25 protein-coding genes and 1 pseudogene are annotated in these 24,935 nt (G+C 63.1%); 17 read left to right on the top strand and 9 right to left on the bottom strand.

All coding sequences use genetic code 11. The annotated features are described in order from the left end of the window. Positions 1-216 precede the first annotated feature (216 nt). The 5 genes from BN1136_RS06185 to BN1136_RS06165 all read left to right on the top strand — a co-directional run bounded on the left by BN1136_RS06185 (position 217) and on the right by BN1136_RS06165 (position 7,648). Complete coding sequence (locus BN1136_RS06185; RefSeq protein ID WP_043756749.1) at positions 217-540, top strand: hypothetical protein; 324 nt, start codon at positions 217-219, stop codon at positions 538-540. Between the two features lie 47 nt (positions 541-587). Further along, on the top strand, positions 588-1,019 hold the full coding sequence (locus BN1136_RS06180) for a DUF411 domain-containing protein (protein WP_043756752.1): 432 nt from the start codon (positions 588-590) through the stop codon (positions 1,017-1,019). 308 nt (positions 1,020-1,327) lie between these two features. Continuing rightward, positions 1,328-3,481: a S9 family peptidase gene (locus tag BN1136_RS06175; RefSeq protein WP_043756754.1), complete on the top strand. Its 2,154-nt coding sequence runs from the start codon at positions 1,328-1,330 to the stop codon at positions 3,479-3,481. A gap of 543 nt (positions 3,482-4,024) precedes the next feature. Continuing rightward, on the top strand, positions 4,025-4,996 hold the full coding sequence (locus tag BN1136_RS06170) for a TAXI family TRAP transporter solute-binding subunit (protein ID WP_043757115.1): 972 nt from the start codon (positions 4,025-4,027) through the stop codon (positions 4,994-4,996). 87 nt (positions 4,997-5,083) lie between these two features. Further along, a complete protein-coding gene (locus BN1136_RS06165) occupies positions 5,084-7,648 on the top strand; it encodes a TRAP transporter permease (RefSeq protein ID WP_043756756.1) in 2,565 nt (854 codons plus the stop codon). Positions 7,649-8,028: 380 nt separating this feature from the next. Here BN1136_RS06165 and BN1136_RS19715 read toward each other — a convergent pair whose 3' ends face one another. Beyond that, on the bottom strand, positions 8,029-8,187 hold the full coding sequence (locus tag BN1136_RS19715; RefSeq protein ID WP_081843562.1) for a hypothetical protein: 159 nt from the start codon (positions 8,185-8,187) through the stop codon (positions 8,029-8,031). A gap of 172 nt (positions 8,188-8,359) precedes the next feature. On the opposite strand from BN1136_RS19715, the gene BN1136_RS06160 reads away from it, so the two are divergent. Next, entirely contained in the window at positions 8,360-8,986 is a 627-nt protein-coding gene (locus BN1136_RS06160) for a lysoplasmalogenase (protein WP_043756759.1), read from the top strand. Positions 8,987-9,048: 62 nt separating this feature from the next. On the opposite strand, the gene BN1136_RS06155 is transcribed toward BN1136_RS06160, so the two are convergent. Together BN1136_RS06155 and BN1136_RS06150 are read right to left on the bottom strand one after the other, a co-directional pair. Continuing rightward, the gene (locus BN1136_RS06155) at positions 9,049-10,602 is read right to left on the bottom strand and encodes a DHA2 family efflux MFS transporter permease subunit (protein ID WP_043756764.1); all 1,554 of its coding nucleotides are present in this window, start codon (positions 10,600-10,602) and stop codon (positions 9,049-9,051) included. Then, positions 10,602-11,654, bottom strand: a complete 1,053-nt coding sequence (locus BN1136_RS06150) for an HlyD family secretion protein (protein WP_043756768.1) — start codon at positions 11,652-11,654, stop codon at positions 10,602-10,604. Before BN1136_RS06150 ends, BN1136_RS06155 begins: the two co-directional genes overlap by 1 nt. 97 nt (positions 11,655-11,751) lie before the next feature. Between BN1136_RS06150 and BN1136_RS06145 the strand changes: the two genes are divergently transcribed. Then, entirely contained in the window at positions 11,752-12,654 is a 903-nt protein-coding gene (locus BN1136_RS06145; RefSeq protein WP_043756771.1) for a LysR family transcriptional regulator, read from the top strand. Between the two features lie 243 nt (positions 12,655-12,897). Beyond that, complete coding sequence (locus BN1136_RS06140; RefSeq protein WP_043756772.1) at positions 12,898-13,212, top strand: putative signal transducing protein; 315 nt, start codon at positions 12,898-12,900, stop codon at positions 13,210-13,212. Between the two features lie 17 nt (positions 13,213-13,229). Here BN1136_RS06140 and BN1136_RS06135 read toward each other — a convergent pair whose 3' ends face one another. Continuing rightward, positions 13,230-14,513 carry a dicarboxylate/amino acid:cation symporter gene (locus BN1136_RS06135; protein WP_043756774.1) on the bottom strand — a complete coding sequence of 428 codons (1,284 nt, stop codon included), beginning with the start codon at positions 14,511-14,513 and terminating at the stop codon, positions 13,230-13,232. A 207-nt stretch (positions 14,514-14,720) separates the two neighbouring features. Between BN1136_RS06135 and BN1136_RS06130 the strand changes: the two genes are divergently transcribed. Further along, on the top strand, positions 14,721-14,966 hold the full coding sequence (locus BN1136_RS06130) for a YecH family metal-binding protein (RefSeq protein WP_043756778.1): 246 nt from the start codon (positions 14,721-14,723) through the stop codon (positions 14,964-14,966). 102 nt (positions 14,967-15,068) lie between these two features. Then, complete coding sequence (locus tag BN1136_RS06125; RefSeq protein WP_043756783.1) at positions 15,069-15,668, top strand: YhgN family NAAT transporter; 600 nt, start codon at positions 15,069-15,071, stop codon at positions 15,666-15,668. Between the two features lie 36 nt (positions 15,669-15,704). Here BN1136_RS06125 and BN1136_RS06120 read toward each other — a convergent pair whose 3' ends face one another. Beyond that, the gene (locus BN1136_RS06120; protein ID WP_043756786.1) at positions 15,705-16,682 is read right to left on the bottom strand and encodes a LysR substrate-binding domain-containing protein; all 978 of its coding nucleotides are present in this window, start codon (positions 16,680-16,682) and stop codon (positions 15,705-15,707) included. Positions 16,683-16,975: 293 nt separating this feature from the next. Between BN1136_RS06120 and tatA the strand changes: the two genes are divergently transcribed. The 3 genes from tatA to BN1136_RS06105 all read left to right on the top strand — a co-directional run bounded on the left by tatA (position 16,976) and on the right by BN1136_RS06105 (position 19,144). Then, the gene (gene tatA, locus BN1136_RS06115; RefSeq protein ID WP_043756790.1) at positions 16,976-17,140 is read left to right on the top strand and encodes a twin-arginine translocase TatA/TatE family subunit; all 165 of its coding nucleotides are present in this window, start codon (positions 16,976-16,978) and stop codon (positions 17,138-17,140) included. Positions 17,141-17,150: 10 nt separating this feature from the next. Further along, complete coding sequence (locus tag BN1136_RS06110; protein WP_043756792.1) at positions 17,151-17,453, top strand: YfcZ/YiiS family protein; 303 nt, start codon at positions 17,151-17,153, stop codon at positions 17,451-17,453. Between the two features lie 227 nt (positions 17,454-17,680). After that, positions 17,681-19,144: an MltF family protein gene (locus BN1136_RS06105; protein WP_043756795.1), complete on the top strand. Its 1,464-nt coding sequence runs from the start codon at positions 17,681-17,683 to the stop codon at positions 19,142-19,144. A gap of 4 nt (positions 19,145-19,148) precedes the next feature. Here the strand turns inward: BN1136_RS06105 and BN1136_RS20375 are convergent, their stop codons facing one another. Beyond that, a complete protein-coding gene (locus BN1136_RS20375; protein WP_197068425.1) occupies positions 19,149-19,310 on the bottom strand; it encodes a hypothetical protein in 162 nt (53 codons plus the stop codon). Between the two features lie 75 nt (positions 19,311-19,385). On the opposite strand from BN1136_RS20375, the gene BN1136_RS06100 reads away from it, so the two are divergent. Beyond that, positions 19,386-20,639 carry a phospholipase D family protein gene (locus tag BN1136_RS06100; RefSeq protein WP_043756798.1) on the top strand — a complete coding sequence of 418 codons (1,254 nt, stop codon included), beginning with the start codon at positions 19,386-19,388 and terminating at the stop codon, positions 20,637-20,639. 470 nt (positions 20,640-21,109) lie between these two features. Here the strand turns inward: BN1136_RS06100 and BN1136_RS06095 are convergent, their stop codons facing one another. Beyond that, a complete protein-coding gene (locus BN1136_RS06095) occupies positions 21,110-22,228 on the bottom strand; it encodes a fatty acid desaturase (RefSeq protein WP_043756800.1) in 1,119 nt (372 codons plus the stop codon). A 149-nt stretch (positions 22,229-22,377) separates the two neighbouring features. On the opposite strand from BN1136_RS06095, the gene fabR reads away from it, so the two are divergent. Both fabR and BN1136_RS06085 read left to right on the top strand, forming a co-directional pair. Continuing rightward, positions 22,378-22,998, top strand: coding sequence for an HTH-type transcriptional repressor FabR (gene fabR / locus BN1136_RS06090; RefSeq protein WP_043756803.1), 621 nt, complete (start codon positions 22,378-22,380; stop codon positions 22,996-22,998). Between the two features lie 19 nt (positions 22,999-23,017). Further along, a complete protein-coding gene (locus BN1136_RS06085) occupies positions 23,018-23,383 on the top strand; it encodes a YijD family membrane protein (protein ID WP_043756807.1) in 366 nt (121 codons plus the stop codon). Positions 23,384-23,420: 37 nt separating this feature from the next. On the opposite strand, the gene BN1136_RS06080 is transcribed toward BN1136_RS06085, so the two are convergent. Continuing rightward, positions 23,421-23,735, bottom strand: coding sequence for a DUF1145 domain-containing protein (locus BN1136_RS06080; RefSeq protein ID WP_043756809.1), 315 nt, complete (start codon positions 23,733-23,735; stop codon positions 23,421-23,423). A gap of 110 nt (positions 23,736-23,845) precedes the next feature. After that, positions 23,846-24,475: a 16S rRNA (guanine(966)-N(2))-methyltransferase RsmD gene (gene rsmD, locus BN1136_RS06075; RefSeq protein ID WP_043756812.1), complete on the bottom strand. Its 630-nt coding sequence runs from the start codon at positions 24,473-24,475 to the stop codon at positions 23,846-23,848. 110 nt (positions 24,476-24,585) lie between these two features. Here rsmD and BN1136_RS19710 point away from each other — a divergent pair. Continuing rightward, positions 24,586-24,935 (top strand): annotated as a pseudogene (locus tag BN1136_RS19710) (signal recognition particle-docking protein FtsY); the annotation flags it as partial.

Genomic DNA, 24,935 nt, shown 5'->3' with positions numbered 1-24,935 from the left:
CTGAAGGGAAGGACTCGGCAAAGGTACATCGAGTTGCGACGTTATCAAGAAGCGCCCCGGCTCGCCACTGTCATGTCGACTGACGGGCGTTTACACCAGGGCCGGTGCCGATTTGCCTCTATTGCCTCTTCTTTTGATCTCCCTCAGGTGACGGGCTTGACCCTCACCCTGGGCCAGGGGTTACCATAGCCCCATCTTTCGTCAATGAGTCCTGTCATGGTCCTGACCCGTCGCCAATTCGCTCGCGCCCGCCGCTGGCTCCCCCTGTGGGGCCTGCTGATGGTGCTGATGTCGTTTGGCAGCCAGGCCGCCACGGATCTCTGTACCCTGACGCCCCATTGCAGCCAGAGCGAACGCACCTTGGAGAAGGCCATGCCCTGCGGCAGCTTCACCTCGGCCCTCGCCATGACGGTGCTCGCCAGCGACAGCCTGACGGTCGCAAGACTTGAGCCTGACGCGCCGGCCTTCGTCTCCCCCTCCCTGTTCACGCCGGATGCGCCGCTGGAGCGGCTGGAACGCCCGCCCCGTCACCTCTGCTGAGTCGATCCCCCCCTTTTCTGGGCATTTCTTCTTATCCGAGGTGAGTTATGTACAAGTCCCTGTTACTGGCCGTGCTGGCCAGCACCATCAGTCTGTCTGCCCTGGCAACCGAGCAGATGACCGTCTACAAGTCCAAGTATTGCGGCTGCTGCAAGACCTGGGTCAAGCACATGGAAGAGAACGGCTTTGAGGTCAAGGTCGTGGAAACCGAGCAGCTCGATCCCATCAAGCAGCAGCACGGCATTACTCCACAGCTGGCTTCCTGCCACACCGGGGTAGTGAATGGCTATGTGGTGGAGGGGCATGTGCCCGCTGCCGACGTGCAGAAGCTGCTCAAGGAAAAACCGGCGATCCGCGGTCTGACCATTCCGGGCATGCCCCAGAGTGCGCCGGGCATGGATATTCCGGGCCAGCCCTATGAGGTGCTGAGCATCGACAAGGAGGGCGCGACCAAGGTCTGGTCGAGCTATCCCGGCTGATGCAGGCTGACCGTGAGCGGGCACACTTTCATCATGTGAGGCACACCTGAGCGAGCCCGTGCCGCTCATGGTCAGCAAGAGGGGCCGCCATCGCGAGATGGCGGCCCTTTTTCGTCGATTTTGGGGGAATGTCAGGGGATCGCTTGCAACCCAGAACGACAAGGGGCAGATTGAACGCCAATTTGTTTTCTCAGGGACGATGCCTTCCCGTCTGCCTTGCCGTCCTCCTGGTGGCCTCGGTGGTGCGATCGTCGATGCATGGCGTTCCCCCGGGGCCGTCAGCCCTGTTACCGCGCAGAGGATGCGACATGTTTACCTTTTCCCGAGGGTTGCTGCTGGCTTGCCTGCTTGCCGCGCCCTGTACCCAAGCCAATGAAGAGCCAGCCATGCCTACAAGCGATACCTCCCCTTCGTCCACCCTGCTCCCCCCGGTAGCGGCCAAGCACCCTCACACACTCAAGAAGCACGGGGATACGCGGGTCGACAACTACTACTGGCTGCGCGACGACGAGCGGCAGAACCCCGAGGTGCTGGACTATCTCAAGGCCGAGAATGCCTATACCGAGGCCATGCTCAAGCCGGCCAAGCCGCTGCGCGACCAGCTCTACAAGGAGATGGTGGCCCGCATTCCCCAGCAGGATGAATCCGTCCCCTACGTGAAGAATGGTTACCGCTACCAGACCCGCTACGAGCCCGGCAAGGAGTACGCCATCTACTCCCGCAGCAAGGTGGACGGGGATGGGGCCCAGAGCCTGCTGCTGGACAGCAACCAGCGTGCCGAGGGCCACGAGTTCTATTCTCTGGGCGCCCTGGAGGTGAGTCGCAACAACCGCTGGATGGCGGTGGCGGAAGATTTCCTCTCCCGCCGTCAGTACCAGGTACAGTTCCTGGATCTGGAGAGCGGCACCTGGGCCGCCGACAAGCTCGAGAACACCTCGGGCAATCTGGTGTGGGCCAACGACAGCAAGACGGTGTTCTACGTGCGCAAGCAACCCCAGACCCTGCTGCCCTATCAGGTCTATCGCCACGAGCTGGGCACGGATCCCGCCAAGGATCAGCTGGTCTATGAGGAGAAGGACGACAGCTTCTACGTCAGCCTCTACGCCACCACCTCGGAAGACTTCATCGTCATCAATCTCTCCAGCACCACCACCAGTGAGGCGCGGCTCATCGACGCCAACACCCCGGTGCAGGCGCCGCGCCTGTTCCTGCCCCGCCAGGTGGATCACGAGTACAGCCTGGATCACTATCGTGGCCGCTTCTATGTGCGTTCCAACAAGGACGGCAAGAACTTCGGCCTGTACGAGACCAAAGAGAGTCCGGTGGATCGCTGGAAGGCGGTGATCGCCCCCAATCCCGACGTGCTGCTGGAGAGCTACGCCCTGTTCAAGGAGTGGCTGGTGCTCGAGGAGCGCAGCCAGGGGCTGACCCGGCTGCGCCAGGTCAACTGGCAGAGCGGTGAGCAGAAGGAGATCGCCTTCGACGATCCCGCCTACGTCACCTGGCTCGCCTACAACCCGGAGCCGGAAACCAGCGCCCTGCGTTACGGCTACTCCTCCATGACCACGCCGTCCTCCACCTATGAGCTCGACATGGACAGCGGCAAGCGCACCCTGCTCAAGCAGCAGCCGGTGGCGGGCTTCAAGGCCGAGCTGTATGCCAGCGAGCGGCTCTGGATCGCCGCCCGCGACGGCGTCAAGGTGCCGGTCTCCCTGGTCTATCGCAAGGACAAGTTCAAGCACAATGGCCAGAACCCCTTGCTGGTCTACGGCTACGGTTCCTATGGCGCCAGCATGGATCCGGACTTCAGCAGCTCTCGTCTGAGCCTGCTGGACCGGGGCTTCGTCTATGCCATCGCCCACATCCGGGGTGGCGAGGAGCTGGGTCGCGCCTGGTATGAAGACGGCAAGCTGCTGAAGAAACAGAACACCTTCAATGACTTCATCGACGTCACCGAGGCGCTGGTGGCCCAGGGCTATGGTGCCAGGGATCAGGTCTATGCCATGGGGGGCAGTGCCGGCGGCCTGCTGATGGGGGCCGTCATCAACCAGGCGCCGCAGCTCTATCGCGGCGTGGTGGCCCAGGTGCCCTTCGTCGACGTGGTCACCACCATGCTGGACGAGTCCATTCCCCTCACCACCGGCGAGTACGACGAGTGGGGCAACCCGAACCAGAAGCGCTACTACGACTACATGAAGTCCTACAGCCCCTACGATCAGGTCAAGGCGCAGGCCTACCCGAATATGCTGGTGACCACGGGTCTGCACGATTCCCAGGTGCAGTACTGGGAGCCGGCCAAGTGGGTGGCCAAGCTGCGGGAGCTGAAGACAGACGACAACCAGCTGCTGCTCAGCACCGACATGGACGCCGGCCACGGGGGCAAGTCGGGCCGTTTCAAGGCCTATGAGGATATCGCCCTGGAGTTCGCCTTCATTCTGGAGCTGGCCGGCAGCAAGGCGTGACCCTCGGCATCGAATGAAAACGAGTTGTAACAGACCCCCGATCCGGCAGCGGATCGGGGGTCTTGCGTTATGGCGATGACCGCGTCTTCGACATCGCGATTATGCTGTATATGGTCGCCGTTTCGAGATAACACACCAGGCTTGCAATCCCTGCCAGCAAAGGGTTACGAAAGAATCTGATGACTTTTTTTATTGCTTCCATTCGATGGCACATCTAATTAATCTGCCATTGAGAAATGAATGATCCGCTTCAAAATTCTCGCTATTTAAATCCGCCATTTTGCTGTTTTGTTTGATTTATGTTGGCGTTATGTGCTTAATCGGGGCGTTGATGCTTTTGAACTGACCTGGTCGTGGTCAGATCATCTCCGATCGGCATGACGCTGATTATCTCACCGCAGGATGATGGTGGCTTATGGAAGAGCGCGTGTCGCTCGACCATTTCCTCGTACGAGGCTGTATAGGCAATCCCGTCGCAGAGCGGGCCTGCCTCATAATCACCCGGGAAACGGGTGGGATTAATCAATGAAAAGGATGAAGAACATGAAAGGATTATCCTTGGCGTGCGCCTTGTCGGCGGCCCTGGTCGGTGTGTCATTTGGTGGTCCGGTACAGGCGCAGGAGCGCTTCGTGACCATAGGCACCGGCGGTCAGACCGGCGTTTACTACGTGGCGGGCCAGTCCATCTGCCGCTTCCTCAACCGCGGCGCCGCCGATCACCAGATCAAGTGCAACGCACCGGCTAGCGGTGGCGGTGTTGCCAACGTCAACGGCATCCGCTCCGGTGAGTTCAACTTCGGCATCATGCAGTCCGACCACCAGTACAAGGCGATGAAGGGCGTCGAGCCGTTCAAGGCCGAAGGGGCCATGGACGATATCCGTGCCGTCTTCTCCCTGCAGAGCGAAGTGTTCACCATCCTGGCCCGCAAGGACGCCAAGGTAGCCAGCTTCGACGATCTGAAGGGCAAGCGCGTCAACATCGGCAACCCGGGCTCCGGCCAGCGTGACACCTTCGAAGAGATCATGGCCGTGAAGGGTTGGGACAAGTCCGCCTTCAGCCTGGTCTCCGAGCTGAAACCCGCCGAGCAGGCCTCCGCCCTGGGTGACAACAACATCGACGCCATGAGCTACTTCGTCGGCCACCCGAACGGCGCCATCCAGGAAGCCTCCACCACCACCGACACCGTGCTGGTGCCGGTGACCGGCCCCGAGATCGACAAGCTGCTGGCCGAGAAGAGCTACTACAGCAAGGCCGAGATCCCGGGTGGCCTGTACAAGGGCAGTCCGAACCCGACCCCGTCCATCGGTGGCAAGGCCGTGCTCTCCACCAGTGCCAAGGCCGATCCGGAAGTGGTCTACCAGCTGGTCAAGTCCGTGTTCGACAACCTGGATCGCTTCAAGCGCCTGCACCCGGCCTTCGCCGACCTGAAGGAAGCCGACATGATCAAGGTGGGCCTCTCCGCCCCGCTGCATGAAGGCGCGGTGCGTTACTACAAGGAGCGTGGCTGGATGTAATCCGGCTGCGGCTTCGGATGTGCCCCTGACTCGCTCCTCCTTCGGGGGAGCGAGTCTCGTTTATTGCAGCACCAACAGAGTCACACTATGCAGCAAACACAACAACAAGAGGCGCTCTCGGCCGAGGAGCTGATCGCCCAGGACGTGGGAGCCCGCCTGCCGGTGGGCACCATGAGCTGGATCATCGCGGGCCTCGCGCTGATCTGGTCCCTTTTCCAACTCTGGATCGCTTCGCCGCTGCCGTTTTCTCTCGGCATCGGTGTTCTCAACGACACTGAAACACGCTCGATTCACCTGGCCTTCGCCATCCTGCTCGCCTACCTGGTGTTCCCGGCCATGCGCAGTTCGCCGCGCGACCGCGTGCCGCTTGGCGACATCGCCCTCGGCCTCATCGGGGCCGCCGTCGCCAGCTACCTGTTTGTCATGTATGACCAGCTGGCCCAGCGCCCCGGCAACCTGACCACCATGGACTTCGTGGTCGCCTGTATCGGCGTTCCGCTCCTGCTGGAAGCAGCCCGCCGCGCCCTCGGCCCGGCCCTGGCGGTGATCGCCATCGTCTTCCTGGCCTACAGCCTGGCCGGCCCCTGGATGCCCTCCCTGCTGGCCCACCGCGGGGTCAGCCTGCATGCGCTGGCTAACCACCAGTGGATCACCACCGAAGGGGTGTTCGGTATCGCCCTCGGGGTCTCCACCAGCTTCGTCTTCCTGTTCGTGCTGTTTGGCGCCCTGCTCGAGCGTGCCGGCGCGGGCCACTACTTCATCCAGCTCGCCTTCAGCCTGCTCGGCCACCTGCGTGGCGGCCCGGCCAAGGCGGCCGTGGTGGCCTCGGCCCTGACCGGCGTCATCTCCGGCTCGTCCATCGCCAACGTAGTGACCACAGGCACCTTCACCATCCCCATGATGAAACGGGTCGGTTTCTCCAAGGAGAAAGCCGGCGCGGTGGAAGTGGCCTCCTCGGTCAACGGCCAGATCATGCCCCCCGTCATGGGCGCCGCCGCCTTCCTGATGGTGGAGTACGTGGGCATTCCCTATGTGGAGATCATCAAGCACGCCTTCCTGCCGGCGGCCATCTCCTACATCGCGCTGCTCTACATAGTGCACCTCGAGGCGCTCAAGCTCGGCATGGAGCCCATCGGCAACCGTCAGCCGCGCCCCTGGCTGCGTCGCCTGACCGGCTTCGCCTTCGGTGCGGCGCTTATCAGCGGCCTCTCCATGGCGGTCTACTATGGCCTGGGCTGGCTCAAGCCGGCGCTGGGTGACTACGCTCTGCCGGGGATCAGCGTGCTGCTGGCTGCCGCCTACCTGGGTCTGCTGAAGATTGCCGCGAGCAACGAGCCGCTGCCGTCGGAAGATCCGGACAAGCCCCTGGACGAGCTGCCGGAGACCCGCGCCGTGCTGCTCTCCGGCCTGCACTTCCTGCTGCCTGTGGTGGTGCTGGTGTGGTGTCTGATGGTGGAGCGCCTCTCCCCCGGCCTGTCGGCCTTCTGGGGCTCGGTGATGCTCATCATCATACTGCTGACCCAGCGCCCGCTGCTGAACTGGCTGCGCACGGACGGCAAGCATGACTACGGCAGCTTCACCGACGGTATGGTGGACCTGCGCGAGGGGCTGATCGCCGGTGCCCGCAACATGATCGGCATCGGCATCGCCACCGCCACCGCCGGTATCATCGTCGGGGCTGTCTCCCAGACCGGGGTCGGCCTGGTGCTGGCGGATCTGGTGGAGTTCCTCTCCATGGGCAACCTGCTGCTCATGCTGATATTGACTGCACTGCTGAGCCTGATCCTCGGCATGGGGTTGCCCACCACCGCCAACTACATCGTGGTGTCGAGCCTCCTGGCGCCGGTGATCGTCACCCTGGGGCAGCAGAACGGTCTCATCGTGCCGCTCATCGCCGTGCACCTGTTCGTCTTCTACTTCGGCATCATGGCGGACGTGACCCCGCCGGTGGGGCTGGCCTCGTTCGCCGCGGCCGCCGTCTCCAAGGGGGATCCCATCAAGACCGGGATCACGGCGTTCTACTACAGCCTGCGCACCGCGGCGCTGCCGTTCCTGTTCATCTTCAACACCGACCTGCTGCTCATCAACGTGGACTTCGCCCACGGCGTGATGATCTTCATCGTGGCGACCATCGCCATGCTGATCTTCGCCGCCGCTACCCAGGGCTACTTCCTGGTGAAGAGCCGCTGGTACGAGAGCGTGCTGCTGCTGCTGGTGGCCTTCACCCTGTTCCGCCCCGGCTTCTGGATGGATCTGCTGCACGACCCTTATCGTGACACGGCACCGGCGGAGCTGGTCCAGACCATGGGGCAGGTGGAGGCAGAGAGCACACTGCGCCTGCGCATGGAAGGGGAGGACGCGGTGGGCAAGCTGCGCCGCTTCACCGTGCTGTTGCCGGTGCCGGATGGCGCGAGCGGTGAGGATCGTCTGGCCAAGCTGGGGATCCAGACCTACGAGCAGGACGGCAAGATCCTGATCGACACCGTGACCTTCGGCAGTCAGGCCGCCGAGCTGGGGCTGGAGATGGATCAGCAGATCCTGAGTGTCAAGGCCCCCACCGAGCGTTGGAACAAGGAGCTGATGTGGCTGCCTGGCTTCCTGCTGTTCGGCGCCGTGGTCTGGCTGCAACGCCGCCGGGCTGCCCGCCCATAAACCAGTGCAATGAAAACGGCGCCTTCGGGCGCCGTTTTCTATGGTGGGCTGGGGTCAAGCTGTTCGCAGATCTGCTCTAAGCCGATGTCCGGAGTATTAGTTGGACTGGTTCTGCTTCTGCTTCTGCTTTTGCAGCAGATCGAGGGTCTGCTGTTCCTGCGGGCTGAGGCCAAGCTGCTTGCAGGCCTGTTCGAAGCTGATGCCCGGCATGTGGCACATCGGGATGCCGATACCGGGAGGATTAGTTGGACTGGGTCTGCTTCTGTTTTTGCAGTTGGTCGAGGGTCTGCTGCTCCTGCGGGCTGAGGCCAAGCTGCTCGCAGGCTTGCTCGAAGCTGATGCCCGGCATGTGGCACATCGGGATGCCGATGCCGGGAGGATTAGTTGGACTGGTTCTGCTTCTGTTTTTGCAGTTGGTCGAGGGTCTGCTGCTCCTGCGGGCTGAGGCCAAGCTGCTCGCAGGCTTGCTCAAAGCTGATCCCAAGGTGGCACATCATGATGTCGATGGCGGGCAGGTAGTTGGTCATAGCGTCTTCCATGGTGATCTTCCAGAGCTGTCTCTTATGCCCGAGCCACGAGGGAGGGGCAATTAGACTTTAGGTGTAGGGTGCCATATGTCTCACCCTCTGCCACTGGCCGGGGGAATTTGCTACTCTTGCGTGCACTAAAGGGGTTGCCGCCCGAGCGCGCGCAGTCGGTGAGGAGCAGGGTATGGTATTGAGTTTCTTGATCATCGCATCGGGCTGGTGGCACATCCGCGCGGCCTATGGCTCAGACTCCCGTCAGTTCTACATCAGCAAGCCCCTGACCATGCTGTTCATCATCGCCCTAGCATTCGGTTACCAGAGTGACGATCACAATGGCTCCCATGCCTGGATCCTGCTCGGCCTCTGCCTCTCCCTGGCCGGGGACGTACTGCTGATGTTGCCACGGGATCGCTTCATCCAGGGGCTGGCGGCATTTCTTGTCGCGCACCTCTGCTACATCGTCGGTTTTGCCCAGGGCCCCCTGGTGCTCAAGCTGGTGGACGGCCTGCTGCTGCTGGGGCTGGCAGCCCTGGTGTTCGGCCTGCTGTGGGGCAGTCTTGGGGAGATGCGGATCCCCGTCTTCTGCTACATGCTGGTGATCATCGCCATGGCCTGGGTGGCCGCCGGCGCCTGGCATGCCTCCCTCACTGCCGGCAGCGCCGCCGCCCTGGTGGGGGCGCTGATGTTCCTCTTCTCCGACAGCATGCTGGCCCTCGACCGTTTCCGTCGTCCGTTCCCCCATGCCACGGCCTGGGTGATGACCAGCTACTTCGCCGCCCAGTTCCTGATCGCCGCCTCCCTGGCGGGCTGACCGGCGGGCAGCAATGAAAAACGGGCCTTCTGGCCCGTTTTGCTATTCCATTCCCACCGTTTTCACGCCTCGACCGGTTCTGCATCAGGCGCCCTCGGGGCCGGCTGCTTGAGCAGCAGCATCAGGGCGCTGGCGATGAGCAGGAAGATGCCCATCACGTAGAACACCTGGTTGTAGGCCATGATGGCTGCCTCGCGGCTGATGGTGTTCGACAGCATGGCTCTGGCTTGTTGCTGCGCCAGTGCCGGATCCGAGCCCTGAGCCATCATGCTCTGGGCCAGCTGCAGCAGGTAGCTCTGCCCCTCGATGCTGGTGGCGGCCAGGGTGCTGCCGATCTGGCTGACGTGGGTCCGGGTATCGTTGTCGATCAGGGTCGCGATGATGGCGATGCCGAAGGCGCCCCCCAGGTTGCGCAGCACGTTGAGCAGGGTGGAGGAGGAGGGTATCTCGTCCGGGGTCAGGCTGGCGGTCGCCACCAGGGAGAGGGGCACCATGATGAAGGGCTGCCCCAGCGCCCGCACGATGAGCGACTGGATCAGCTGGGGGCCGGCGTAGTCGGCGCTCATGTTGACGTTCATAAAGCAGCTGATGGCAAAGACCAGAAAGCCGAAGCTCACCAGATAGCGCGGGTCTATCTTGTGGGTCAATTTGGGCACCAAGGGCAGCACCAGCAGCTGGGGCAACCCCATCCACATCAGCACCTCGCCGATTTCCAGGGCGTTGTAGTTGTGGATCTGGGTCATGTAGAGGGGCAGCACATAGATGGAGCCCATCAGAGCCATGCCGAGCACCAGGTAGGCGAAGCAGGCCAGCGCAAAGCGCGGGTTGTGCAGCAGCCGCAGGTTGACCAGGGGGTGGCGGCGCAGCAGCTGGCTGATGACGAAGAACACTAGGGCCACCACCGAGATGACGGTGAGTCGCACGATGAAGCTGGAACCGAACCAGTCCTCCCGGTTGCCCTCCTCCAGCACCACCTCCAGCAGACCCAGCCCCACCGCCATGGTAAGGATGCCGATGAGATCCACCCGCTTGATCACCTCCCAGTCCACCGGCTTCCGGTCCAGTCCGTGGGCCAGCATGGCCATCACCAGCAGTCCCGGTGGCACGTTCAGGTAGAAGATGTAGTGCCAGGACATCTGTTCCGTCAGCCAGCCCCCCAGGGTCGGACCGATGGCGGGAGCGAAGGTGGCGCACAGGCCGAACAGCGCCATGCCGGTGGCCCGCTTTTGCAGCGGCAACAGGCTGACGATGAGGGAGAAGGCCATGGGGATCAGGGCTCCGCCGGTGAAACCCTGCAGCGCCCGAAAGACGATCATGCTGGTGAGGTTCCAGCTGAACGAGCAGAGCACGGAGGCGACGATGAAGGCGCCTGTGGTCCACAGCAGGTAGCGCCGCACGCTCAGCCCCCGGCTCAGCCAGCCGCTCAGGGGGATGGCGATCATCTCCGCCACCAGATAGGAGGTGGAGATCCAGGAGCTTTCGCTCAGGGTGGCCGAGAGCGCCCCCTGAATGTCCTTCAGGGAGGCGTTGGTGATCTGGATGTCGAGGATGGCCATGAAGGCGCCGATAAGGCCCCCCATGACCGCGATCCAGTTGCGGCGTGGAATGGGTTCCATCAGTGGGCGGCCACCACGGGTTCAGGGGTGCGGGTATCCACTATCACCTCGGTAGAGAGGCCCGGCAGCAGCTTGCCCGCCAGCGCACCCGGCTCCGGGATGCGGATCTTGACCGGCACCCGCTGCACTATCTTGGTGAAGTTGCCGGTGGCGTTCTCCGGCGGCAGCAGGGCGAACTTGGCACCGGTGGCCGGCGCCAGGCTGTCGATGATCCCCTCGACCGGCTGATCCGGGTAGGCATCCAGGATCACCTCCACCTTCTGCCCCGGCTGCATGTGCTGCAACTGGGTCTCCTTGAAGTTCGCCTCGACCCATACCTGCTGCAGCGGCACCAGGCTGGCCACCTGCATGCCGGACTGGACATAGAGCCCGGCCCGCAGGCTGCGCTTGCCGATGATGCCGTCGGCCGGTGCCCGCAGCTCGGTGTAGCCAAGCTCCAGCCTGGCCTGTTCTAGCTGAGCTTCACTCAGGGCCAGCTTGGCCTGGTTCTGCTTGGCTTCGGCATCCAGCACCAGCAGCCGCTCGCGGGCGGCCTGCAGGGCGGCTTTGGCCTCCTGCTCCTGGGCCTGGTTGACCTGCAAGCCGGCGCGCACCTCGTCCAGGCTGTCCTGGGAGCTGTAGTGGCGCTCATTGAGCTGGCTGACCCGGCGCACCTGCTGCTGGGCCCGAATCTGTTCGGCATTGGCCGAGCTGACCCTGGCCTCCGCCTGGCGGATGAGACTCAGCTGCTGGGTACGGGTGGCGGCGAGATTTTCCGCCGTCGCCTGGTTGAGACGCAGGTCGGCCTCGGCCTCCGCCACCCTGGTCTTGTATTCGCGGTCGTCGAGGCGAGCGATGAGCTGGCCGGCCTTCACCGCCTGGTTGTCGGTCACCAGCACCTCGCTGATGTAGCCGGAGAGCTTGGAGCCGATGCCGGTCACCTCGCTCTGCAGGTAGGCGTTGTCGGTGCTCTCGAAGTAGCGGCCGTGCAGATACCAGTAGGCGGCGAACAGCATGCCCAGCAGTGCCAGCAGCAGGGCGGCCAGCAGGGGGATCTTCTTGTGTTGACTCATGATATTGGTTTTCCTGAACTGTGGCGGGCAGGCTAACATCGCGAAACTGTTTCGATTAGTATCCATTCATGAGATATACAGTTTCACCGGTGAGACAATGGACCTGAACGCAGCTCTAATTCTGGTGCGCATCGTCGACAAGGGCTCCTTCACCGCCGCCGCCCAGGAGCTGGGCATGACCAAGGCCACGGTGAGCCGGCGCATCGCCGAGCTGGAGCAGCGCCTCGGGGCGCGGCTGCTCTACCGCTCTACCCGCCAGCTCACCCTGACCGAGGCGGGTGAGCAGTACTACCAGCGCTGCAGCAAGGCGGTGGAGGAGCTGGCCCAGGCAGAGCTGATGCTGAGCGCCAGCCAGCAGGAGGTGACCGGTACCCTCAAGCTGGCAGTGCCCATCGAGACGGGGCAGCTGGTGGTGGGCAGGCTGGTGGCCAACTTCCTGCAGGCCTATCCGGGGCTGCGGGTGGAGCTGGAGCTGACCAACCGCATCGTGGAGCCCATCAGCGAGGGGCTGGATGCCATAGTACGGGTCGGCGACATGAGCGACTCCAACCTGGCGGCTCGGCGGCTGTGGAGCACGGAGCGGCTGCTGTGCGCCAGTCCGGACTATCTGGCGCGCAGCCCGGCGATCGGCCGGCCCGAGGATCTGGTGCACCACGAGCGGATCGCGGTCAGCAGCGGCTTTCTGTCCTCTCACTGGTGTTTCGAGCGGGAGGAGCGCGAGGTGCTGGTGGACCCGCCTTCCCGTTTCCAGGTCAACAACATCACCTGTGCCCGGGAGGCGGCCAAGGCCGGGCTGGGGCTCGCCTCCCTGCCCGCCATGCTGTGCCATGATGAGCTGGCGAGCGGTGCTCTGGTGTCGCTGCTGCCGGACTGGCAGCAACCCAGGGTGCCCATCTACCTGCTGTTTCCGGAGCGGCGGCTGATGCCGCGCAAGTTGAGGGCATTCATCGATTTTCTGGTGGCCAACGGCCCCGAGTATGGCATCGACAAGCTGTTGTGAGCGGCGCCCGGGGGCGGGTGCCGGTGTGGGGATGACAGGGACGGGCCATAGTGGATCACAAGCCATCGGACCAGCCGCCCCGGGCGGCATGGCTCGGGCGGGAGCCTTGCGATAGGGGAATGGTGCAGAGATCTTTCATGGATCCATGGCGTGGCTTGTATCTGGTCTCCCCTTCCCTGGAGGTATTCGCCCTGGCATGAGGGTCGCGCTGGCGGCACTGACAAGCGGTTTCGAGGACAACGTATGGATCAGTGGATTAACTTGTATCGGGCCTCCCACTCCCTGGAGGCGCACGCACTCAAAGGGGCGCTGGAGGTCGAGGGAGTCAGGGTGAGGCTGAGCGGTGAGGGGCTCTCCGGCGCGCTGGGAGAGCTGCCGGTGGATCTGCTGCAGGTCACCCTGATGGTGTGCGAGCAGGATCGCAGCAAGGCGGGGCGGATCATCGAACGCTACCAGCAGCGGCAGGGCAACGGCTGGCTGTGTGGTCAGTGCGGGGAGGAGAACGGCGCCAACTTCGACATCTGCTGGCGCTGCCATCACGATCCCCACGACCACTGAGTGCCGCCCGCGCGGCCTCAGCGCAGGGTGAAGTCGATGTCATCCCCCGCGCTGGCGTCGTGGTAGGTGGCGAGATCCAGCTCCTTCTCGCTGCGGGCGATGAGCACGGAGACCAGGATGTCGCCGGAGACGTTGACCGTGGTGCGCGCCATGTCGAGGATCCTGTCTATGCCGGCGATGAGGGCCACCCCCTCCAGCGGCAACCCCACCGCAGTGAGCGTCAGCGTCAGCAGCATGAGCCCGGTGCCCGGCGTCCCCGCCGTGCCGATGCTGGCCAGGGTGGCGATGCTGATGATGGTCAGGTAGTCCACTAGGTGCAGATCTACGCCGAAGGCCTGGGCCACGAACAGGGCGGTGACCCCCTGGTAGAGGGCTGTCCCGTCCATGTTGATGGTGGCCCCGATGGGCAGCACCTTGGCGGTGATGGCGGGGGAGACCCCGAGCCGGCGCTCGGCGCAGGCCAGGCTGATGGGCAGAGTGCTGCTGCTCGAGCTGCTGGTGAAGGCCACCGCCTGGGCGTCGACGATGCTCTTGAAGTAGTGCAGCGGATTGAGGCGGGCCAGCAGGATAAGCAGGCTGCTGTAGACGCCGAGCACGTGCAGCAGGCAGCCGAGGTAGACGGCACCGATCACCTTGAGCAGCGGCAGCAGCAGGCTGACACCGTATTTGCCGGTCATCCAGGCCATCAGGGCGCAGACGCCGTAGGGGGCCAGTGACATCACCATCTGGGTCAGTTTGAACATCCCTTCCGCCAGGGAAGTGAAGAAGAGGATGGCGGGGCGGCCACGCCGGCCAGTTGCATGGAGGGCCAGGGCGAGGGCCACGGCGAACACGATCACCTGCAATATCTTGCCATCCACCATGGCCTGCATCGGATTGCGCGGCACCAGGTGGCTCAGCACGCTGGCCAGGGTCGGCTGCTCTGCCATGGCACCCCGCTCATAGGGACCCATATTGGCACCCATGCCCGGCTCCAGCAGCCAGCCCATCATCAGGCCGATGCAGATGGCGACGGCGGTGGAGCTGAGGTAGAGGGCGATGGCCTTGCCGGCGATACGGTCCAGGCGCTTGCCCTTGAGCAGAGCGGTGAGGCCGGCGATGACGGAGCAGAAGATGAGGGGGACCATCAGCATCTGTATGGTGTTCACGAACAGGACGCCGACGGGTTTGAGCAACAGCGCTTGCTCATTGAAGCAGAGCCCCAGCCCTATCCCGGTCAGCATGCCGAGCAGTGTCTTCAACCAGAGTGGGCGGCGGGTCCAGATCCGCCAGGGTTTGAAGACCAATCCATGGAACAGCATGACGCCAATGTCCTTATTTTCTGTCTGCGATGGCAAAAAGGGGCGCCAGTGTAGCCGTCCCCCCGTCAGGTTGCCACATTATCGACAAAGCGGTGAATACGATCACCCCGGTGGCGCAAAAAAGGCGCTTTGTTGGCTTATATCAAGATCATGCTGCGGACTTTTGGTTTTAATTGGCATCTGACATGATGATTAACGAGGTTTGAGATGTCCCAGTCGATACACGGCCACGAAGTGATGGAGATGATGCTGGCGCAGGGCGGGCAATTTACCCGGGCCAGCCTGAAGCAGGCGATCGAGACGCACTTTGGCGCCGATGCCCGTTTCCATACCTGCAGCGCGAGCGAGATGGATGCCGAGGCCCTGATCGCCTTCCTGGCCCAGCGCGGCAAGTTCATCGAATCTGACGAAGGGTTCCAGACCCGCGCCGACAAGATCTGCAACCACGGGTGATCCCTGGCGGCGGGCACACCTGGGTGCTCGCCGAATCCCGCCACCTTTGTTATATTTCGCCCTCTTTTCCCCTCTTGTTGAAAGGCTCTGCCTGGGCGTTGTATGGACACTTTTTCCGCTGCCGTCATGCTGTTTCTGATCATGGATCCCCTGGGGAACCTGCCGGTCTTCCTCTCGATCCTTCGCCATGTCGATCCCAAGCGGCGGCGCAAGGTGATGATCCGCGAGCTGCTGTTCTCTCTGGTCATCATGATGGGCTTCCTGTTCGCGGGTCAGCAGATCCTGAGCTTCCTCAACCTGCGCCAGGAGGCGGTCAGCATCGCTGGCGGCATCATCCTCTTCCTCATCGCCATCAAGATGATCTTCCCGAGTCCGGGCGGCGTGACCGGGCTGGCGGCGGGGGAGGAACCCTTCCTGGTGCCCATGGCCATCCCCATGATTGCGGGCCCCTCCATCCTGGCCTCCCTGCTGCTGCTGGCGAACCAGGAGCCGACCCGGATGGTGGACTGGTCCCTGGCCCTACTGATGGCCTGGGGGGCCAGCGCCGTGATCCTGATGTTCTACGAGCTGTTCAACAAGCTGCTGGGTGAGCGAGGACTCACCGCGGTGGAGCGGCTGATGGGCATGCTGCTGGTGATGATCTCGGTGCAGATGCTGCTGGACGGCGTGCACCACTATCTGGCGGTGACGAACCAGAACTGACGAAGCGGGGCTGAGACAGCCCCGTTTTTTTGCGCGTCAGGCGGCACTCTCCACCGCGCTGGTGGGGGACTCCAGCTTGCCCATGATGAGGGTGAGCAGGGTCTCCCGCAGCCAGCGGTGCCCCGGATCCTCCTCGTGACGCTGATGCCAGATGAGCAGATGGGAGATGCTGTCCAGGGCGATGGGCAGCGGCAGTGGCACCAGCGGATAGACCTGGGTGGCATGGCGGGCATAGAGCCGGGAGAGGGTCACTATCATGTCCGAATGCATGCCCATGCGCAGGGCCGCCTCGAAGGAGGGCACGGTCGCCTCGATCCGGCGGTAGAGATCCAGCTCCGCCAGCTTGTGATCCAGCATCCAGCGATCCCGCCCCTCGCAGTAGGTCTGCACGTGGGGGTAGGCGAGGTAGCGGGCGAGATCCCAGCCGGGCTCGCGCAGAGCCGGGTGATCCCGCTGCACCAGGCAGGTGAGATCGTCGATGGTGAGCAGCCGCTGGCAGATGGCGTTGGGCAGGGTGTCGAGCCGGAAGTCCGAGTTGATGCAGTTTTCCCGCACCGTGAAGGCGATGTCCACCTGACCCTGACTCATCTCGGTCAGGCTGTGCTCGGTCCACTCCTCGTAACGCAGCCGGATACCGGGGGCCTGGCGCTTGAGCTCGCTCAGGTAGAGGGGCGCGAACAGGGTGAAGGCGCTGTCCATGCTGGCGATGACGAACTCCCGCTCCGTGCTGGCCGGATCGAAATCCGGCGGCTGGATCAGGTTGTCCAGGGAGAGCAGTATGGGCTGCAACTGCTGCTGGAGATCCAGGGCGCGGGGGGTGGGGTCCATCCCGTAGGCGGAGCGGACGAACAGGGGATCGTCGAAGGTTTCCCGCAGACGGCCGAGGGCCTTGCTGACGGCAGACTGACTCAGGTGAAGGCGGCGGGCGGCCCGGCTGCCATTGCGCTCTTCCAGCAAGACTTGCAGGATAATCAAGAGATTGAGGTCTATACGCCCCAACTGTTCCAGCAACATGATATGAATCCTCTTCAATTCTTAGATGAATTTATACCATTTGTTTTCATATCTTGGCGATCCTATGCTCAATCCGTCTCTCGCCCTGGTGGCGGCTGGTACAGGATGTAGCGGTTGAGGGGACAAGTAGCACTGATTCATACGGCGACTCCAGGTCGCCGTATTTTTTTGCCTCGAACGTCCGCATCTGAGCGATTTTCCCGCCAACTTGCACCTGCCTTGATTTTGCCCAACAATCGAGGCGCTTTCTTTTGATACAACTTCAGGGTATCTAATCTGTCAGGAGTATCCCTATGGGGCTGGGTGGAATCCATATCTGGCACCTGCTGATCCTGCTCGTCGTCGTGGTGGTGGTGTTTGGCAGCAAACGCCTGGCCGGCGCCGGTGAGGACCTGGGCGCCGCCATCAGAGATTTTCGTAACGCCTTGCGTGACGATGGCAATATCCGGAATAAGTAGGAGTAAACATATGTCTGTAGACGAGAAAGTGGAATTGAACGAGACCTGTGACAGCTGCGGTTGCTTCGCCGAGATCGGGACCATCATCGGCGAGGGTGATGACGTGATGGAGCTGGTGATAGAGGCGGCGGAAGAGGCCGATGCCCGCGCCAAGCTTGCGGCCTATGAGGCGCTGGCCCGGCAGGTGACTGCCGAGGCGAAGAGCAGCAGCGAGCTGAGCCAGGGTGCCCACGGTGTGATCCTGAAGGCCCGCCTGCAATTTACCTGCACCGCCGAGAAACTGATCTTCGAGATGCGTGCCCGCTCGCTCTGAGTTCGTGATGAAACGGCAGGCTCGCCTGCCGTATTGCCCCTCCAATAGCCTTCCCCGTTGTATAGTGAGTTATCCCGCGGACGTTCCCGGTGCCAGAGCGGAACGAGCCGATGGGCGGACGCGCGCCCGCACCGCCATGGCCCCTGCCATGAGGCGCAGGCGCCACAGACGTCGTTCTGCTGACGCTTCCCCCGACGCGAGTCGGCCCACGATGAGGTGGCTGGATCATGATACGGCGATGGATCTGGGCCCTGCTGGCCCTCTGCTCTCTCCCCCTGCTGGCGGCGGATCCCATGCCTCTGTCTGGCGCAACGCCTTCACGTGTCCCGGATGTCAAACCCAAGCTCCTGTCCCAGGCCGGGGATCTCGATCACATCCTGGAGAAGAAGGAACTCAGGGCCCTGGTGGTCTATGAGCGGGGCTTCTTCTTCTTCGACAAGGGGGCCCAGTACGGCATACTGGTCAATCAGCTGCAGGGGTTCGAACGCTGGTTGAACCGGACCTATCTGGCCAAAGATAAACTCAAGCTCAAAATCATCTACATCCCGGTACGCCAGGACAAGTTGCTGGACTACCTCACCGAGGGGCGCGGGGATCTGGTGGCGGCCAACCTGACGGTGACGCCGACCCGGCGCGAGCAGGTGACCTTCTCCCAGCCGCTCATCTCCCCCATCGAGGAGTGGGTGGTGAGTCAGCGGGATCTGCCAGCCTTCAACCGCATCACCCAGCTCTCCGGCCGGCGGATCTGGGTGCGGGCCAGTTCCAGCTATTACGAGAGCCTGCGCCAGCTAAACTGGCTGTTTCGCGAGCTGGGGCTGCCCCCCGTCTACATAGAGACGGTACCCGAGTACCTGCAGGACGGGGACCTGCTGGAGATGGTGGCGGCCGGCATCATCCCGCTGACGGTCACCGACAGCTTCAAGGGGCGGATCTGGCTCGACATGATAGGGGGGCTCAAGGCCCACAGGTTGATCCCGCTGCGGGATCAGGGGCGCAGCGCCTGGGCCCTGCGCAACAACAGCCCGGAGCTGCTCAAGGCGGTGAACGCCTATATTTCGGAGTCGAGCAAGCGCACCCTCTACAGCGACATGACCCTTCGCCGCCTGCTGGCCCAGAGCGACCAGATGAGCAACATACTGGCGCCGGATCCCCTGGGCCGCCTGTCGACCATCCGCAAGGTGCTGGAAACCCAGGCCGACAAGTACGGGCTGGACTGGCTGATGCTGGCGGCCCTGGCCTACAAGGAGTCGGGGCTCAACCCCAATGTCCGCTCCCACCGGGGGGCAGTTGGCATCATGCAGCTGCTGCCGAGCACCGGGGGCGAGGTGGGGATCCGCGGCGCCAGGCTCACCAGCCTGGAGGGCAATGTAGAGGCGGCCTGCCGCTACATGCGGCTCATTCTCGATACCTACTTCAACGACCCCGGGATGGACAGGATCAACCGCCACCTGTTTGCACTGGCCGCCTACAACGCGGGCCCGAACCGGGTGAAGGCCCTGCAGGCCAAGGCTGGGGAGCGGGGGCTGGATCCCAACGTCTGGTTCGGCAACGTGGAACAGCTGGTGGCCAACGAGGTGGGCCAGGGGCCCATCAACTACGTCGGTACCATCTACAAATACTACGTGGGCTACCGCTTCAGCCTGCCCCAGCTGGAGGGCAAGTCGGAGGCCATCGAGGCGGTGCAACCCTGAACGCTCAATGCCACCCGGGAAAGCGATCCCCGTGAAGCGGGGGGAGGGGGTCCCAACCCAGATCCTGGTGCTGCAGGTACCAGGGCATCAGCAGCCTGGCGGGGGTCGGGGCCGGCTGGCTGGCCTGGGGGCCCTGGCTGAGAGAGGGGTGGTCGCGCAGTTCCATCATCGGCTCCTTGACATGTGGCGATCGGGGCGGTTGTCTGGGTTATGCCACGACCAGATGACAGGGAGATGACCCTTGCTCACCGCCGACTTCGCCCTGCTGGATAACCCCGGTGACGCCCTCAAGGCCCGTTGCCAGCTGATCCGCCACGCCCGCCACCGGATCCTGGCTCAGTACTACAGCTGGGAGGAAGACGGCAGCGGCAAGCTGCTGCTGGCCGAGTTGATCCGGGCGGCGAGGCGCGGGGTCCGGATCCGGCTGCTCATCGACGACCTCTATGGGGGCGACAACCGCTTCCTGGAAGCGGTGGCGGCAGAGCCCGGCATCGAGGTGCGCCTGTTCAACCCGTTCTGGCTGAGGGGTTGGCGCCCCCTGACCCTGCTGCTGGAGGGTCTGCTGAGCTTTCGGCGCATCAACCACCGTATGCACAACAAGCTGCTGCTGGTGGACGGCTGCCAGGCGGTGATCGGGGGGCGCAACATCGGCGACCGCTACTTCGATCTCGGGCCACCCCCCCATTTCATCGATCTGGATCTGCTCTGCCGGGGCCCGCTCTGCCAGCAGGCCGAGCAGGGATTCGACCTGTTCTGGTACAGCCGCTGGAGCCATCCCGTGCGGCGCCTGTTGCGGCGCGCCTTGTCGCCCGCCGAGGTCACGGTGCTGAACGACTTCCTGCTGACCCTGACCGAGCCCGCGGTGGCTGCCGTCTACGATCTGCCCGCCAGCCTGTTCGACGACGAACCTGTCTCCCTGCGCTGGCACCCCGGGCGGGGGGAGTGCTGGTTTGACCGGCCCGGCAAGGGGCTGGTCTCCCGGCCCGCCACGGCGCCTCTGCTGGGTCGCAAGCTGGCCGGCAATCTGGGGGACCTCAGGTTGGTGAGCCCTTACCTGATCCTGACCCGGAGCCTGCGCCGCCAGCTCAGGGGGCAGCGCAGGGCGGGGGTCGGCATCGAGATCCTGACCAACTCCCTGGCCAGCACGGACGTCCCCCTGGTGTATGGCGCCTATCGGCGTCACCGCCCCTGGCTCGAACGCCAGGGGATAGGGCTGTTCGAGCTGGTGGGGGAGGAGGTCAGCCTGCACGCCAAGCTGATCCTGATGGGGCGGGAGGAGGCGCTGCTCGGCAGCTTCAACCTGGACCCCCGCTCCCTGATGCTCAACACCGAGCTGATGCTGCACCTCAGGTGCCCGGTGCTGTGCGACGAGTTGCAGCAACTCATCGATGGCTGGTTGCAGCAGGCCGTTCACCCGGTGGCGGCGTCCCCCTCTGCATGGCGGCGGCTGCTGGCGCAATTGAGCGATTGGTTACCGTTGCACCGCTGGCTGTGAATGGTGCACACCTTGTGCGAGATCTCGCAAAGCCTTGTGCGCCTTCGAAGACAACGTTTGCCATCCAAAATCGGGTTGGGATTTTATCGTATTGTTTTTAATCGGTTTATCTCTTGAGGCTGGCGATGCGATCGCCACCAGGTCTCCATGGCGGGCCGGATAAAGCGGTTTTCTATTTTACGGAACTGCGTAGTATTTCGGTTGCAAGGACAAACACGGCGGCTGGTCTGCCGTGTGGGTGAAAGCAGCAGGGGAAATGGGCTGGCCGGATTGCTTCGGCTGGCAGCGCGGAACGGGAGCGGAAACCCGTGAGGCACAACGGTTCCCCGTCGTTGCCGGATCCCAATATGGAACATGCTATTTGCGAGGGGGTGACATGCGAATGTCGCCCCATTTTTTTATGCTCGCTTCCAGCCGGGACCAATGAAAAGACCGCCCGGAGGCGGTCTTGTCGGCAAGGCGTTCCGACGTCAGGCAATGCCGGCCAGGAGGCGGCTCCAGTTGCGTTTGCTGGCGAGGAAGCCATCGCGCAGCGTGCGATACTCCAGTTGCAGCTTGAGCCTGTCGTAGCGTGCCATGGCCGTGCGCTTGCGCTGCTCCAGCAGGGACTTGCGACTGGCGTAGTAGTGCTGGATCTGCAGGCTCAGCTTGTCGTACTCCTCCTGCAGCAGGGCCTGCCACCGCTCCCTGTCCTCTCCCCTGTGCAGCCTTGCCTGGGCGCGCTTGAGCTGCATCTCCAGCCTGGCCTGCTCGATGCGCTCCTCCGGGCAGGATCTCAGGTCCTTCGCCAGACCGCACCAGGCGGCGCTGCGAATGAGCCACTTGGTTGGATCGAACTGCCACCAGTGAATACCGTTGCGATAGTCGTTCTCGAACAGGTGGTGGAAGTTGTGGTACCCCTCGCCGAAGGTGAAGAAGGCCAGGATGCCGTTGTCCCGGGCGCTGTTGCGATCGGTGAAGGGCTGGCTGCCCCAGATGTGGGCCAGGGAGTTGATGAAGAAGGTGGTGTGGTGGGTCATCACCATGCGCAGTACCCCCGCCAGCAGCAGCATGCCGAGCAGATCCCCGTGGACGAGTCCCAGTACCAGCGGAATGCCGATGTTGGTGGCCAGGGTCAGCGCCAGATAGTGCCTGTGCTGGAAGGCGACGACGGGGTTGTTCTGCAAATCCCGCACATTGGTGTAGTCGTGATAGGTGTCGCGCTGGTATTCCCGCAGCATCCAGCCGATGTGGGAGAACCAGAATCCGCGGCCCGCGCTGTAGGGATCCTTGTGGTTGTCGTCCACGTGGCGATGGTGGCGACGGTGATCGGACGACCAGTGCAGCGCCGAGTTTTGCAGGGCGAGGGCCCCGCCGATGGCGAAGATCCATTGCAGGATAGGGTGCGCCTTGTAGGCCTTGTGGGACCAGAGCCTGTGGTAGCCGGCGGTGATGGAGATGCCGCAATAGCAGAACAGCAGCAGGAAGCTGCCCCACTGCCAGAGGTCATAGCCATGGGTCATGCCGTACCAGGGCACGGCGATCAGTGCGGTCAGCCCGGAGAGGGCAAACAGCAGGGTGTTGGTCATGATGATCGGGGGGCGTTCCATCTCACTCGGTTCCTTTCAGCGAACAGCTGTTCACTATTCTCCATTGAGCCGGAATGCGGGTCAATGGTAAAAAAGTCGGAGACAAACCTGATCCCGCCCCTCCCTTCGGGTTATCATCTGGCCTCGCTCATCTCAAGGTGACAGTTTTCGTGGGTATTCGCGCGCAACAAAAAGAAAAGACCCGGCGTACGCTGATCGAGGCGGCGTTCAGTCAACTCTGTGCCAACCGCAGCTTCTCCAACCTCAGCCTGCGGGAAGTGGCCAGGGAGGCGGGCATAGCGCCGACCTCCTTCTATCGTCACTTCCGCGACATGGAGGAGCTGGGGCTGACCCTGGTGGACGAGGGTGGCCTGACCCTGCGTCAGCTGATGCGCCAGGCGCGCCAACGCATCGCCGGTGGCGGCAGCGTCATCAGCACCTCGGTGCAGACCTTCATGGAATTCGTCGAAAACAACCCGAACATCTTCCGCTTGCTGCTGCGCGAGCGCTCCGGCACCTCGGCGGCGTTCCGCCAGGCGGTGGCCCGGGAGATCCAGCACTTCATCGCCGAGCTGACCGACTATCTGGAGGCCACCACGGAGGCGCCACGGGAAGAGGCCTACATCCAGGCCGAAGCCATGGTGACCATCGTCTTCAGTGCCGGCGCCGACGCCCTCGACATGACCAGTGAAGAGTGTCGGGCCCTGTCGGAGCGCACTATCAGCCAGCTGCGGATGATCGCCATGGGCGCCGAGGTACAGAACCGCAAGCGTCGCGAATCACTCTCTTAACGCAAGGATGGACAGCCCCATGCACGAACCGACCCCGATCCCGAAGAAGCCCCTGTTACTGGCCCTGCTGATAGGCATCTGCGGTGATGCTTTCCTCGCGGTGGTGACCGAATCCGTGGTGCCTTTCTCCTTCTTCCCCCTGATCGCCCTGCTGCTGGCGGCCAGCCAGCTCTATCAGTACTACCGCCAGGAGCCCATGGTGGGCAATACCCCCAGGTGCATCCTGCTCTGTTTCTTCATCGGCGCGTTCGGCCACTCTGCCCTGATCAAGGTGCAGTACCCTGAACTTGGCAGCAACTTCTTCTCCCTCATCGCCATGCTGTTGCTGCTCGCCGTGCTCTCCATCAGGCTCGGGATCAGCCTCGGAAAAACAACGAAGGAGTGACGTGTCACTCCTTCTGGTCAGGCATGGCGGCTCGACGCTAGTCGACCCTGGGCGGGTTCTCGCCCTTCTGTCTGGCGTCTATGATGGCCTGCAGCTTGGCGCGGATCTCCATCATGCCGAACACGCCGAAGATCAACACCTGGGTGAACTCCAGGCGCGTGACCGCGAAGTAGGGCTTGCAGGCCGCCTTGATCATGCTCGCCTGTACCCAGTGCATCAGTATCACGATGACGCCGCAGACTGGCAGGAAGCCGTTCAGCTTGCCGGGCAGGGTGCCCAGCAGGGCGAGCGCCACGCCGAACCAGAAGAACAGCAACACCCCCATCGCCAACAGATTAAACACCCGCTTCATCACCTACCTCCCGTACATAGAGTTGATGGCAGACCTGATGTGATCGACCTGCCTGTCCTTGATTCGTTGCCCAGATTGACGGGGAGGGGCACTGCGCACATCTCCCCCCTTTAAACTGCTGCGTCATTTTTGGTGTCCCGCAGATAGAGCTGATAGCAGACCTGGCCGGCCTGCTTGTCCTTGAGTAATTGCCAGCTGGCGGGCAGGGCCAGATCGGCCATCTCCTTTTCCCGCTCCAGATAGATGAGGGCGTCTGGCGCCAGCCAGCCGCGCTGCTCCAGCAGGTCGCACACCTGGGGCAGCAGCTCGCGGCGAAACGGCGGATCCAGGAACACCAGATCGAAGGGGGTGACCGGGCCTTGTAGCCAGCTCACCGCATCGGCCTGGATCACCTGGCCCTGGCTGCTGCCGAGCACGGCCAGATTCTTCTTGATCTGGTCGGCGGCGCCCTTGTCCATCTCGATCAGGGTCACCTGCTCGGCGTAACGGGACAGCGCCTCCAGTCCCAGGCCGCCGCTGCCGGCAAACAGATCGAGGCAGCGGGCTCCGCGCACATGGGGCGCCAGCCAGTTGAAGATGGTTTCTTTGACGCGATCCGTGGTGGGTCTGAGACCTTCCACATCCCTGACCGGCAGTTTGCGACCCTTCCACTGGCCGCTGATGATTCTTACCACACCCGCTCGCCCCTGGGGGGCCGGGCTCTTGCTCGGGCTGCTACGGCTGGATTTCACTCTGGGCATCGCGTTTCGTCGTCAGAAAATAAAGTGATAGTATAAGGCGGTTCATTTTTATGCCGACCCGCCGAGGGACGGCTATCTTAGCAGTCAGCCTTTGATGTGAGTATTTTTAGATGGCAAAAGGTTTGTTTTCCTGGCTGGGTTTCGGCCGCAAGAAAGAAGAGGCTGAGGCCGTCCAACCACAGACACCCCAAGCCACCCCTGAGTCCGAAGTCTCGACCAGCCCTGCCCCCGTTTCCGATACCGTGCAGCCCGAGGCTGTCGAGACGCCGGCCAGCGCACAGAATACTGGTGTGCAAGAGGAGTGCGCTCCCCCCGCCGAGCTGGATGACCATGGCCCCGTAGTGGTCGAGGAGTGTGCGTCCGAGCTGGAACCGGTGATCGTCAATGACGCCCTGCTGGCCGAGGAAGAGGCACGTGTTGCCGCCGAGGCTCAGGCCGCGGAAGAGGCTCGCCTTGCCGC

The organism is Aeromonas taiwanensis (assembly GCF_000820165.1).
GTDB lineage: Bacteria > Pseudomonadota > Gammaproteobacteria > Enterobacterales > Aeromonadaceae > Aeromonas > Aeromonas taiwanensis.
The sequence above is the reverse complement of the archived record's forward strand: the minus strand, read 5'-3'. Positions and strand labels throughout refer to the sequence as shown.